This window comes from Myroides fluvii, from assembly GCF_009792295.1.
Classification (GTDB): domain Bacteria; phylum Bacteroidota; class Bacteroidia; order Flavobacteriales; family Flavobacteriaceae; genus Flavobacterium; species Flavobacterium fluvii_A.
In genome coordinates this window covers 3,364,559-3,377,579 of the sequence record NZ_CP039934.1, presented here as the reverse complement: position 1 = coordinate 3,377,579, position 13,021 = coordinate 3,364,559, and the positions used below count along the sequence as shown (strand labels likewise).

Sequence of the window (13,021 nt, the reverse complement as noted above, 5' to 3'; positions counted from 1 at the left end):
AAAGTAAGTTTATAAAACATAAAAGATGAAAAAACACAACATCCTTTTGATTTTTGGCTTGCTCATTGCAGGTTCTTACCAAGCACAAGCACAATACAGCCGTTATTATTTTAATAAACACGAAGTTGGCGTAAATGCTAAAGCGGGATTAATGAAAGCCTATGGTAGTTTACCAGAACAGTTTTCAAGTGATTTGAAGTTCAATACGGCCTTAGGTTTACAGTATGACTATTTCTTACACCGAAAATGGAGTGCTGGAATAGGCTTACAGTATGCCATGCAAACGATAGATTTTAATGCCTCAAATTTGAGTGGTAAAAATCCTCAAGTGGATTCAGAACAAGAGAATTTCATTTTTGTATATTCAGGGAAAAGCTACAAAGAAGAATGGAAAGTAAATCAGATCCATATTCCCTTAACTGTTCAATATATAGGAGAAGGAGAGACGGCTTTGTACGCCCGCACTGGGATACAATTTTCTTTAGTTATGAGTAGTAAAACTACACTTTCGTGGAATGACTTTAAAACAGAAGGCCATTTTCCACAATATAATCTAATTTTAGACAAGCCTACATTTGCTGGTTTTGGTTCTTACGAAAGCAAAGAATACCAACCCGATTTAGATCTCAAAGATCGTTGGTCTTGGATTGCAGAAGTTGGTGTACGACACAGTTTAAAAGAAAATCAACATCTCTATGTTGGTGCTTATTTTGACCTGGGATTAAACAACCAAAAACCAACGGTTAGTCAACCAAAAGAGCATTTGTTAGGTTATACAGCAGATCCCTTAGAACCCATTGAATACAACAGTATTCAGCAACGTTCTTCTGCGGTTTTCAAAAATTACAACTTTGGCATTCAACTGCGCTATGGATTAGGTTTATAAAAAAACAAAATAGAAATAAAAAGTGCTGTTTAGCCTTTTATAATCAATGAAAAACAATTTTAAAACACTAATTTTTTTAACGATGAGAAAAAAAATACTAGCGGTAGCACTAGTTGCATTAGGGTTGAGTACAGTTAGTTGCTCAAGTGATGATTCTAGTTCTTCTAAGCAATATAAAAAAGAAATTCAAGGTGAATGGATAGAAGTTGAAACATTGTACTTAGATGAAAACAGAAGGGTCGTTTCAACTGAAAAAGCTAGTGATAATGAGGGATGTGGTTTTGATGAAGTTGAGTTTAAAGAAAATAAAATGATAGTAAAAATGCCTTTTAGATCAGTTAAAGATGCGAATTGTCACGTCGAGCTGATTGAAAATCGATTTACATTAACAGATAGAACGATACTTGTTCAAATTAAAAATGAAGAAGAGATAGAGCTAATCAAAAATAAGATTATCCAGGTAGATGAATCTACATTAGTTTTGGAATATGCGAATACGGGAGATGAATCACAAGAGGGAATCACCTACGTACAAACCAAACACACCAAAAAACAGATAGCTCAAGAATAAATTTTTATCCTTCCTGCTTTTTGTAAATAGAAAAATCATCAAGTAAATACAAAAGTGAAATTCTAGCGAAGGGAGTATAAGTTAAAGGATGAAGGCTTTATATAACGGGTTTACAAGAGAAAATAATAAAAAGAAGCTTAAAGATATTGTATTTAAGAAAAATAAAAAGCAATACGCTGTTTTTATCATTGCTTAATTGAGTTATTTTCATAATTTTGCGCTAATTTTAAATATAATTTTATGAAAAAGTTTTTCTCAATCGCAGCATTAGCTGTATTTGCTTTTGGAACAATTGCTTGTTCTAGTGATGATAATTCATCTAGTTCATACAAAAGTGATATTTTAGGAGAATGGAAAGAAGTTAAGATTACGTATTTGGATAAAGATAAAAACGTGATCGATGAAGAACTAGCTAAAAATGAGGATTGTGGACCAGATGAAGTAGAGTTCAAAACGAAAGAAGTTAATTTTAGATATAGTTATAAGGATTTCTTTACTAAGGATTGTATAACTGAAATAGAGACTAATATCTACTCTATTTCTGGAAATACAATTACGGTTGAACTTGAAGAAGAAGGAGAAAAATTATCTATTAAATCTCAAATCCTCGAGATTTCTAAGACTAAATTAGTTATTGAAGCTAAAGATCAGTTTGAAGAATTCAACGATGGAACGGTCTATGTTAGAAGTGAATATAGCAGAAAATAAGCCAAATTTAATCGACTAATAGAAAGGGGAATGTGTTCACATTTCCCTTTTTTTATGCCTTATATTGTTAAAAAACCAATAATATTTGTCCTGTATTTAGAAAATACGAATCCATTTTTTTTTAATAAAGTGAATTTTTGTAAAAAATTATACTTTAATTATAAAATTATCTTAAATTCGCGAATTAATTTACTAACAAAATATGAGAAAATTTTTTTTATTAACTGTTGTTGCAGTTTTAGGATTGGCTACAGTGGGATGTTCTAGTGATGATAGTGGTTCATCAAAATTTGACAAAAGTATTCAAGGAGTTTGGAAAGAATCTAGAATTATTTACTTGGATAAAAATATGAAAGTAATAGACGAAGAACATGCTTATGATGAGGGTTGTGGCTTTGATGAAATTGAATTTAAAGGTTCAACAATGTTTGTGAGAGCGTTTTTTAAAACAATAAAGGGATGTGATAAAGATGAAGATCAACAAGAATTTTCAATCAAAGGAGATCGAATTTATATTAAGGGAACCAAAGAAAGTGCTAGAATTATTGAAATAACCAATAAAAAATTAGTGATCGAAGGAGAGTATTTGGGATCTGATTATACTACTGGAATTAAAGCACTTGGAGAATGGGTAGACCCATACGAAGATGTAAAAGAGGTTCATATTGAATATGTACGATAATACGAAAGAGGATGCTATTAGGGCATCCTTTTTTTTTATGCTTTTTTCCTAAAAATTGCTATATTTATTTAACATACAATTGCTATTTAATGAAAAGAAATTTTTTTTTATTTGCTGTAGTTTCACTCTTAGGGTTAACTTCAGTAGGATGTACAAGTGATGACAATAGTTCATCTAACTTTAATCAAGATATTCAAGGAATTTGGCAAGAATCAAGAATACTTTATCTGAATAGTGACCGTCAAGTTATTAATCAAGATATTCTTGTTGACGATGGATGTGGTTTAGGAGAATTCGAATTTAAAGGTAATGTTTTAACTACAAGATCCGTTGATTATGGACTAGACGGTTGTGAAACTGAAGAACAGAAACTAACGTATTTTATCAAAGGAGATCATATCTATAGTAATGAAAGAGAAGAAAACACAAGAATTGTTGAGCTAACAGCTAAAAAATTAGTTTTAACCGCAGACTTTGCGATTGAATTTCAAGGTCAAAAAAAAGCGTTTGATCAACCCGAATTGGGGAAACCGGATAAAAACATAACAGAAGTTCACGTTGAATTTAGAAGAAAATAAAAAAAACTCATCATCTCAATTAGCATTAGACATCTATGAAAGCAGTAGGAAATACAGTAGAAGAAATTTTATCTCATATCCCCTCAGCGCGCATTGAAGCTTTTAACAAGTTACACCAAACGATTGTAGATAATCTTCCAGAGGGATTTAAACCAGCAATCAGTTATGGTGGTTTAGGTTATGTAGTGCCGCACGAAATTTATCCTGCGGGGTATCACTGCAAACCTATTGAACCATTGCCTTTTGCTGGATTAGCCTCTCAAAAAAATTCCATTAATTTTTACCACATGGGCATTTATTCTGATCCAGACTTATTGGATTGGTTTGTAACCGAATATCCCAAACACAGCAAGCAAAAATTAGATATGGGTAAGAGTTGTATTCGATTTAAAAAATTAGAGGACATTCCATATGACCTCATCGGAGCATTGATGCGAAAAATGAGCGCTCAACAATGGATAGACTTATACGAAAGTAAATTAAAAAAATAAATAAGCGGTATCGGCAGAATAAAGAGGTCTAGGCATTCTTAACTTTTTATTCTGTGTTTCGTATGTTTTCAAATCCGTTTAACCGAGTATCTTTTTAAACCAATCTCTTGCTTTTTCGTATTGTTCAACTAAAAAGGACTCGTGTTCATCCTTATTTTTTTCAACTGGGGGTAAAATGTGTTCATAATAAGTTCCCCTTAAAAATTTTCGCACTAGTGCTTCCCCAGCAATGGGCTGATCGTCATTTAATGCATGTGCTGCCTTTAGGAGGTGGCGAATATCATATTGAAACGGAAAAATATCAGGTACTTGTTTGTTTAGATTCAACAATTGATATACGGCTTGCCTTCCAGTACGCACAGAACTTTCCATCGTAAAAACAACATCGTTAGGTGTTTCTACAAATTGTCCAATTAATCCTAGATTGCGACAACCTTGGGGTACAACTTGCGGGCGATCTCCCTGAGCACGTGGCATAAACATCGAAGTAATATAAGGCATATAAGCAGTTCTTACGATGGTGTTTTCAATGATCTGATCTATTTTATCCACAATACCAAAGTGATAGCATAGCTCAGCTAGAATCTCATTTCCAGTACAAGCGGGCATGGTTTTCTTTACGTAATTTCCTTCTTTATCCATAAATAAAGCATAAACCCAAAGGACAAGAATATCATCTGGTTGAGTAGGGAAGTGGGGTTGACGATTACACGTAAAACTCATCAACCACTTGGAGTCAGTTATTGTGATAATACCTCCAGTTACCGTTTTTCCTGAATAGGGATCATTAACGCTATATTCTTTTAGCTTGTCAATTAAAGGCGAAGGTTTACATGTTAACGTAGCAGATTCCCAAGAGGATTTTTCAATATTGGAACAGAATTTCTCTGGATTTCCAAAAAGAGGTGATTTAGCCGCTAAGTTCTTCCACAAGGTCCATCCCGGACTCTTACCGCTTGTAGTAGGATCTACTTTTAATATAGGAACCGTTGTATTCGTTCCATATGCTGTATCTTCCGTCATAGAACCTGTGGTAATCACCACAAAATCTTGTTCATCGATCGGAATACGCGTTTCCTTTCCCCCTTGCTTAACTAGTAAACTTTGTACCACTTTTCCTGTTGTATTGCTGTGTAATTCGATATCTTCAACAAGTGTATCCAATTGAATTTTCACCCCTAATTCAACCAAGTGTTTTCGAAGAGGAGTGACAAAAGTATCATATTGATTATAACGTGGGAATACGAGAGACGATAGATCTTTTAAACCGTCGATGGCGTGTAAAAAGCGATGCATATAGAGTTTAAACTCTAACAAACTATGCCAATTTTCAAAGGCAAACATCGTTCGCCATAAGGTCCAAAAATTACTTTCAAGAAAAGAAGGAGTAAAATATTGCTCTATCGCAATATCATCGAGTTCCTCTTTCTTTTTCAAGAGGAGTTTAACCAGGGCCATTTGATCTTTTTTAGCCAGCCCAAATTTTCTAAAGTCTTGCACTTCCCCTAACTGGTGAATAAATCGAGCTTTAGAATAGTTGGGATCATTGTCGTTAATCAAACGATATTCATCCAATACACTATAGGGTTTTGGGAGTTCCAAAGCTGGGATATCTTGAAAGATATCCCATAGGTTTTCATAGGTCATATCCATTTCCCTACCCCCGCGAATAATATAGCCTTCTTGCGCAGTACCAGCACCATCTAAAGATCCACCATCAATGGATTGCTGTTCTAAAAAGGTGATATTCGCCCCAGGAATACGTCCATCTCGAATAAAGTAATAAGCAGCAGACATACCTGCAATTCCACTTCCTACAATATACACTTTGCTTTGGGTGTAATCCTTTGTAGGAAGTCCTCTATTTCGTTGATAATTTCCAGGTTCATCCGCAAAAGGCATGGAGCGTTGAGCTGTATTCATTGGAGGCTCTGTATTGGCATTGGGCGCGTGATTGACGCGTCCATACGTAGAAGAAGTTTCTACTACCTTATCAAATTTGTGGGTATCTACTTTCATTTTTTTAGTTTTACGATTAACAATTTAGCAAACGGTCTAGCTAAAATTAAATAAAAAAACCACACGTACTTTGTGAATGAGGAACTAAAAATAAGAATATTTGAATATTTTAACAAAATGAATAAATGCTGTGATTTACTTTAATACTCTTCCTGGTCTTGCTTAAAAAATAAAAAGCGTATTCCTCCTGTAAGTGAGCATTTATTACTATTTCTATGCTAAGCAGAAGGAAAAGAAGGAACGAATAGCTACGCCATCCTAATCAATTGAAGTAAACCTGATACACCCGCACCAATAATTAAGGTCCAGGAAATCCAATCCTTAAACTCATTGTATTTATGTTTTAAAAACAAAAGGTGAAGCCCGATATGAACGATGCAAAAAATGCTAAATCCCTTGATAAAAGGCAGTGGATTTTGACTGTGATTCAACAGCCATAAAACGAAGACAAACAACGGCAAGTGAGCAAAAATAAAGAGGATATAACCTACTTTATCACCTAAAGAAGCAAGTCCTGGAAATATTCGCCATTCTTTGCAGCGAACGGCATCAATTTCATGCATGATCATAAAAGAAAGTCCAAAATAAAAAAAGAGGTACTCCATCATGGGATTAAAATTAGATTTACTAAATATACAGGCAAATTTAAATCCTTTTTAGCATACTGCAAGCCTCAACCAAATCTTCTAGTCTCACTAGTATAAAACATTGATTTATAATTAAATGATTCAATATTTGGTGTTTTCTCTTATTACAGTTGTGTCTCAATCCTATCAATCATTAACGCTAAAAGAGAATTTACAGCAAATAAAAAATAGATAAGTGTGAACTATATAATATATATCCATTATTATGTAACACTTTCAAGTCTATTAAGCGGGATATTTGACGTATAACGATGAAGTAAAATGGACATAAAAAATCAAACCGCCACAAGCACCTCCAAACAGGAAGTGTTAGAGCAAGAGATACTAAACCACAACCAAGCGGTTCGTTATTTGGAATTAGCCGTAAAACACCATTTTGATGCAGCAAGGCATTTTGAGAATGGCAACCTCGATAAAGCTAATGCATGTAGTGCAAAAGCACAAAACAGCACCAATAGGGCGGTAAAGTTTCATTCTAAAATAGAGAATAAACAATTGAATGAGGGGATAAAGTAAGGCGAAGGGAAGAAACAGACGTTGATATTGAATGCCCAAAAGGTAGTTTTATTCAGTATTCCTTCTCTTCGTTTTATTTTATGACTTACAAGGCTAAACCACAAACATTTTTTTCGCAAAACCTCAACCTAGGGGTTTTAACTAATCAGCGTTTTGCTAAAAGAGAAAGTTCTTTATTGAGCTTTCTCTTTTTAGCCTAGCATCGTTAGTTTCTTATTTTATAGCTTATAATTGAATGCCAATTAGTTAGATATTTAGTTTACCTTTAAACAAATAGCTTTTACCTTAAGTATGAATATTTTTATAAAATATATGGTAAGTTTTCGTTGCAAAATGATAGTGAAGATGGAGTTAGAAAAACTCGGAATTGCCTATGGCTCAGTTGATCTTGGGGAAATTGAAATAAAACAAGAACTTACTTCTGAGGAGTTTTCAAAACTAAAAAGCGCATTACTTAAAACAGGATTAGAGCTCATGGAGAGTAAAAGAGCCATTTTAATTGAAAAGATTAAAAAAGTAGTCATAGAACAGGTGTATGGAGATATTGAAAATTTAAAAATAAAAAAATCAGACTACATCAGTAAGCAACTAGATTATGATTATACCTATCTCGCCAATATATTCTCCGAGGCAACGGGTACTACGATAGAGCAATTTGGTATTGTTCACAAAATTGAACGTGTAAAAGAACTGTTGATCTATGATGAGTTAAACTTATCTGAGATTTCGTATAAACTTAATTACAGCAGTGTAGCCCATTTATCTGCTCAATTTAAAAAAGTCACTGGTTTAACACCTACCTTTTTTAAAAAGCTCAAAGATAAAAAAAGGATAAATAGGGAAGATGTGTGAATCATGTAATCTATTATGTTTATTGTGTAATACTTTCTATATCAATAAATACAACCTTTGTAGGGTAGTAATAAAGCTATAAGATAACACATAAAAAAATGGATAGAAAAGAGGAAAAAAACAAAGCTGTAGCTCTGAATTCTGAAAAGGAAATCAAAGGTCATCGCGAAGCTGCTGGTCATTTAGAATCAGCTGTAAAATACCATTTAGATGCTGCTAGACACTATGAAGATGGATTACCTGAGAAAGCGATAGAAAGTCATACAAAAGCACAAGCCTGTACAGAAAAAGCAATTAGCGAAACAACTAAAAGAATGCGTACTAGGCTTTAACGTTATTGAAATAAGAGATTAAACGCTAACAAGATAAGTTCTTTACTGAATTTTACAACTTTATTAATGATTTGTTGCTTCTTTCTAAAACCACTTGATATTTGTCGTCAGGTGGTTTTTTAATGACTGTAATAGATCAAGTGCTTGATATGTTACACGTTCTCTTTTTACTCCCTTCAGGTAGGCTTAATCAGGAGGGTGGAGGTTGCTAACTTCATTTAGAAAATATCCAATAGAATTCCATCATAACTAGCATACACCATGGTGGGGTGTGATTCTTGATGCTGTATATTTCCCTTGTCATCAATTCCTATAGCTCCAGCTAATCCGTCTATTTGTTTCAACTCCAGGAAGCTTTTTTCAAAAGCATGAGCCAAAGTCATTCCATCACTAACTCGTGTTGCAATTTTTGCTGCCATGGCAAGGCTTACAATATCCTCACCAATACCAGTTAGACTAACGCCACAATGCGCATTGGCATAATTCCCTGCTACTGTTGCAGAATCAGAGATTCTTCCTGGCCTTTCATATCCTTTACCGCCAGTAGAGGTTGCCGTTGCAAGTTTACCTAACTTGTCTATACAAACGCATCCTACGGTGCTTGTTCTTGTTGTAGCGTGATTCTTATTGTCTTTTTTCTTATCATATTCCTCTTTTCGCTCTTTAGTTTGTGGGTCAAAAAAAGGGAAATGATGTGTTCTAGCAAATTCAATAGCTCCGGTTCCACCAAGTATCTTATCCTCATAAGACATCAATTTCTCAGCTACCAAAATTGGATTTTTTACATGTTCAATATTAACAACCCCTGCCATTTTTAAAGAACTACCATCCATTAGTGCGGCACTCATCCTAATCCTTCCATCCGCTTGTATCTGAGACCCTGTCCCAGCATTAAAAAGAGGATCATCTTCTAAAAGCTGAACAACATACGCAACGGTTTGAATCGAAGTATGGTTTTTTAAGTATTGGAAACCTTGGTGAACAATGCGTTTTAGCGCTGCTTGTTTTTGGCTTTTTGTTTTGTCATGGGTATGGGATTCTGAAAAAAATCCCCCATGTATAATTAATTTCATGGTGCTTATTTTTATTCGTTATTATATTGAGAATCCTTTATAACTATTTTATTTTTTTTAAAGTAAAAGATATCATTTTGAGTCATAACATGGGTAATTATATTACTAATGGAAATGGGGCTTCCAATCTCTATTTGCGTTAGATTGGTATCTGTAATTTGTCGTCCATCGACAAGGATAATGCTACCAGAACCAATGGCAATCATGGTATCATTGTTATCCGTGATGATTAAACCTGTATCCTCGCCTAAACCTATACCTATTTTCATGGGATTTCCCACAACAACTTGGAACAATCGACCGATTCTACCTCGTTGAATAAAATGAGTATCAATAATGACAGAATCAATCAGGCCTAACCCACTATTTATTTCTACCAAACCTTTTAATAAAGCATCTGAGCTATTTCCTTGATAAATCATACTAGATGATACTGCGGCAGCTCCTGCAGAGGTCCCTGCATATAAAAACTCTTCCTGGTTATATTTATTCAACAACATTTGCTGAAAGGGAGTTCCTCCTATTACAGAAGTTAAGCGCAATTGATCGCCTCCTGTAACTAGCACAGCGTTTGCTTGAGTGAGCCGTTGTAAATTGTCGGGATTATTAGCTTCTAATCTACTATTGATAGGCAGATGAGCTACGTTTTTAGCTCCAAGAAGTTTAAAAGCACGTATATACATCTCACTTACTTCTTTTGGTATTTTGGAGGCGGTGGTTATAATTTCAATTCGGGATTCTTCCTTGTATTTCGATTCCTCTATAATATTTTTCAAAATACCACAACTGCAAAAGTAACTCCTGTTTATTTCTTTCTCATTCGCTATAGAATCTCCCACATCTATTCCTCCACCAATGATAATTAATTTTCCTTTAATACTCATGAGTAAAATTATTGATTTTGTAATGTAATCAAATTAAATCATTATTTCATTAAATAATTGTCATAATTTATTAATAATATTTTTAATTAAAATAGCAGTAGTCCCTATTTAATGGTAACTTAATAAAAATAAAGTAAGAACTATGATTATAGAAAAAACATCAGTTTTAAGAGGCCCTAATATTTGGAGTAAAACAAGAGTTAAACTCATTCAAATGAGATTAAATTTAGAAGAATTAGAACAAAGTCCCACAGATGTAATTGACGGGTTCTCAGATCGACTCCAAGCGCTATTGCCTTCACTGTACAGTCACCGTTGTTCTGAAGGAACTCCAGGTGGCTTTTTTAGTAGAGTTAGTACAGGCACTTGGATGGGGCATGTAGTAGAGCATATAGCCATTGAAATTCAGTCTTTAGCAGGCATGCAAACGGGATTCGGTAGAACGAGAGAAACTAGCGTTTCAGGTACCTATCATGTTGTGTTTGACTATGAAGAAGAAAATGCAGGTCTATTCGCTGCTAGCGCAGCAGTGGAAATTGGCCAAGCCCTAGTAGATGGGGTTCCTTATGACTTGGATGTAACAATCCAAAAAATGAAGGAAATGTATCAACGTTTTACACTAGGGCCTTCTACTTTGAGTATTGTAAAAGAAGCCGAAATTAGAAATATTCCCTGGACACGATTGGACAATCAATCGCTCATTCAATTGGGCTATGGAGTGAATCAAATGCGCATTCAAGCGACCATCACTTGCAAAACGAGTCACATCGCTGTAGGTTTAGCATGCGATAAAGAAAAGACTAAGTTGATGCTCAAACAATCCGCTATACCTGTTGCAGAGGGAGGAGTTTGCATCAACCAAAACCAACTCAAACAACTTATCAAAAAAATCGGATATCCACTAGTGCTAAAGCCTCTTGATGGAAATCAGGGGAAAGGTGTCTCTATCAATATTCTAGATTTTGATTCGGCTAGTCAAGGGTTGATCCATGCACAACAATACAGTGAAAGGGTCATCGTAGAGCAATTCATTACAGGCTATGATTTTAGGATTTTAGTCATCAACAACAAAGTTGTGGCTGCATCCAAAAGGGTTCCTGCTCATATTGTTGGGGATGGAGTTCGTACAATAGAAAAGCTCATAGAGCTAACAAATAAAGATTCTTTGCGGGGAAAGGGGCATGAGAATCTTTTAACTAAGATTGAAGTCGATCGAGATACGCTCAATCTTTTGTCAAAAAGGGGACTTCAATTGGATTCTATTGTTGAGGATGCTGTAATTGTTGATTTAAAATCCACGGCTAATTTAAGTACAGGAGGCACAGCCCTAGATGTAACCGATCAAATCCACCCGGAGAACATGTTACTAGCAGAAAGGATTGCAAGAGTCATCGGATTAGATATTTGTGGTATTGATATAATGGCTGTTAATCTTACCACGCCAATAAAAGAAAATGGAGGTATGATCTTAGAAGTAAATGCAGCGCCCGGATTTAGAATGCATTTAGCTCCTAGTGAAGGAATGCCACGGAATGTAGCAGCACCTGTATTGGATATGTTGTATCCTCAAGGAAAAGAATCTAGGATTCCTATACTAGCAGTGACAGGAACAAATGGAAAAACAACAACAACTCGCTTACTGGCGCATATTGCTAAAGGGCATGGTTTAAAAGTAGGTTTTACAACATCTGATGGAATATACATCGATCATCAATTAATGGAAAAAGGAGATACTACGGGGCCAATTAGTGCTCAGTATGTACTGCGAGATCCAACAGTAGAACTCGCTATATTAGAGACTGCTAGAGGAGGAATTTTACGTGCAGGATTAGGGTTTACTAGTTGCGATATTGCTATTATTACAAATATAAAAGAAGATCACTTAGATTTAGATGATATTCATACCTTGAGTGATTTGGCAAAAGTAAAAGCGGTTGTTGTTGAAAGTGTAAAAAGTGAAGGTTGGGCTATCTTAAATGCAGATGATCCTTATTGTATGAAAATCTCAGCAACATTACACTGTCAAGTTGCTTATTTTTCACTAGATGAAAATAGCCCTATTATAGAGGCATGCCTGAAAAGAGGCGAAATAGTTGCTGTTTATGAAAATGGATACATCACCATTAAAAAAGAGAATTGGAAAATTCGAATTGAAAAAGTGCGTCATGTTCCACTTACCATGCAAGGAAAGGCGAAATTTATGGTGCAAAATGTTTTGGCAGCTACCTTAGCCAGTTATGTATATGGATTTGAACTAGCACATATCAGAATATCCCTACAATCTTTTCTTCCTAGCGTCACGCAAACCCCAGGAAGAATGAATGTCTTTGAATTTAAAAAGTTTAAAATCATGGTTGATTTCGCTCATAACCCTGCAGGATACTTAGCTATTGAAGACTATTTAACTTTTATAGAAGCCTCTAGGAAAATTGGGATAATAGCAGGAGTAGGAGACCGACGAGATGAAGATATCATTCAATGTGGTAAAATTGCTGCGCGAATGTTTGATCACATTATTATTCGTCAAGAAACTAATCTACGCGGAAGAACAGAAGAAGAGATAATACAATTGTTATTAATAGGGATAACAAGCGTAGATAAACAAGTCACTTATCAAGTAATTCCAAAGGAGATTGAAGCGATTAAACATGCCATTTCTATTGCAAAAGAAGGAAATTACATCGTTGCCTTAAGCGATGTGGTATCCAATGCCCTAAATCTTATTCAGTCCTATCTTGAAAATGATCAATAGCAAGATTGTAATTTATTCAAATCGAACTAA

General features: G+C 34.8%; 14 protein-coding genes. 10 read left to right on the top strand and 4 right to left on the bottom strand.

Features of this window, described 5'->3' with window-relative positions:
- Window positions 1-25: 25 nt before the first annotated feature.
- The 6 genes from FBR08_RS14955 (at window position 26) to FBR08_RS14930 (ending at window position 3,916) form a co-directional block, all read left to right on the top strand.
- Window positions 26-886, top strand: coding sequence for an outer membrane beta-barrel protein (locus tag FBR08_RS14955; protein ID WP_158963534.1), 861 nt, complete (start codon window positions 26-28; stop codon window positions 884-886).
- An 82-nt stretch (window positions 887-968) separates the two neighbouring features.
- Window positions 969-1,457: a hypothetical protein gene (locus FBR08_RS14950; protein ID WP_158963532.1), complete on the top strand. Its 489-nt coding sequence runs from the start codon at window positions 969-971 to the stop codon at window positions 1,455-1,457.
- Between the two features lie 240 nt (window positions 1,458-1,697).
- Window positions 1,698-2,165 (top strand): lipocalin family protein, encoded by a 468-nt coding sequence (locus FBR08_RS14945; protein ID WP_158963530.1) that lies wholly within the window; start codon window positions 1,698-1,700, stop codon window positions 2,163-2,165.
- A 202-nt stretch (window positions 2,166-2,367) separates the two neighbouring features.
- Complete coding sequence (locus FBR08_RS14940; RefSeq protein WP_158963528.1) at window positions 2,368-2,847, top strand: lipocalin-like domain-containing protein; 480 nt, start codon at window positions 2,368-2,370, stop codon at window positions 2,845-2,847.
- 89 nt (window positions 2,848-2,936) lie between these two features.
- Complete coding sequence (locus FBR08_RS14935; RefSeq protein ID WP_158963526.1) at window positions 2,937-3,425, top strand: lipocalin family protein; 489 nt, start codon at window positions 2,937-2,939, stop codon at window positions 3,423-3,425.
- A gap of 35 nt (window positions 3,426-3,460) precedes the next feature.
- Window positions 3,461-3,916, top strand: coding sequence for a DUF1801 domain-containing protein (locus tag FBR08_RS14930; protein ID WP_158963524.1), 456 nt, complete (start codon window positions 3,461-3,463; stop codon window positions 3,914-3,916).
- A gap of 78 nt (window positions 3,917-3,994) precedes the next feature.
- On the opposite strand, the gene FBR08_RS14925 is transcribed toward FBR08_RS14930, so the two are convergent.
- Together FBR08_RS14925 and FBR08_RS14920 are read right to left on the bottom strand one after the other, a co-directional pair.
- A complete protein-coding gene (locus FBR08_RS14925; RefSeq protein ID WP_158963522.1) occupies window positions 3,995-5,935 on the bottom strand; it encodes an oleate hydratase in 1,941 nt (646 codons plus the stop codon).
- Window positions 5,936-6,183: 248 nt separating this feature from the next.
- Window positions 6,184-6,543, bottom strand: coding sequence for a DUF6713 family protein (locus tag FBR08_RS14920; RefSeq protein WP_158963520.1), 360 nt, complete (start codon window positions 6,541-6,543; stop codon window positions 6,184-6,186).
- A 300-nt stretch (window positions 6,544-6,843) separates the two neighbouring features.
- On the opposite strand from FBR08_RS14920, the gene FBR08_RS14915 reads away from it, so the two are divergent.
- From FBR08_RS14915 to FBR08_RS14905, 3 genes are all read left to right on the top strand, one after another.
- On the top strand, window positions 6,844-7,098 hold the full coding sequence (locus FBR08_RS14915; protein ID WP_158963518.1) for a hypothetical protein: 255 nt from the start codon (window positions 6,844-6,846) through the stop codon (window positions 7,096-7,098).
- A gap of 291 nt (window positions 7,099-7,389) precedes the next feature.
- Complete coding sequence (locus FBR08_RS14910; RefSeq protein WP_158963516.1) at window positions 7,390-7,950, top strand: helix-turn-helix domain-containing protein; 561 nt, start codon at window positions 7,390-7,392, stop codon at window positions 7,948-7,950.
- Window positions 7,951-8,048: 98 nt separating this feature from the next.
- Window positions 8,049-8,282 (top strand): hypothetical protein, encoded by a 234-nt coding sequence (locus FBR08_RS14905; RefSeq protein ID WP_158963514.1) that lies wholly within the window; start codon window positions 8,049-8,051, stop codon window positions 8,280-8,282.
- A gap of 218 nt (window positions 8,283-8,500) precedes the next feature.
- Here the strand turns inward: FBR08_RS14905 and FBR08_RS14900 are convergent, their stop codons facing one another.
- Window positions 8,501-9,355 carry an isoaspartyl peptidase/L-asparaginase gene (locus FBR08_RS14900; protein WP_158963512.1) on the bottom strand — a complete coding sequence of 285 codons (855 nt, stop codon included), beginning with the start codon at window positions 9,353-9,355 and terminating at the stop codon, window positions 8,501-8,503.
- 11 nt (window positions 9,356-9,366) lie between these two features.
- The gene (locus FBR08_RS14895; RefSeq protein WP_158963510.1) at window positions 9,367-10,239 is read right to left on the bottom strand and encodes a cyanophycinase; all 873 of its coding nucleotides are present in this window, start codon (window positions 10,237-10,239) and stop codon (window positions 9,367-9,369) included.
- A 142-nt stretch (window positions 10,240-10,381) separates the two neighbouring features.
- Between FBR08_RS14895 and cphA the strand changes: the two genes are divergently transcribed.
- Window positions 10,382-12,991 carry a cyanophycin synthetase gene (gene cphA / locus FBR08_RS14890; protein ID WP_158963508.1) on the top strand — a complete coding sequence of 870 codons (2,610 nt, stop codon included), beginning with the start codon at window positions 10,382-10,384 and terminating at the stop codon, window positions 12,989-12,991.
- Window positions 12,992-13,021 lie beyond the last annotated feature (30 nt).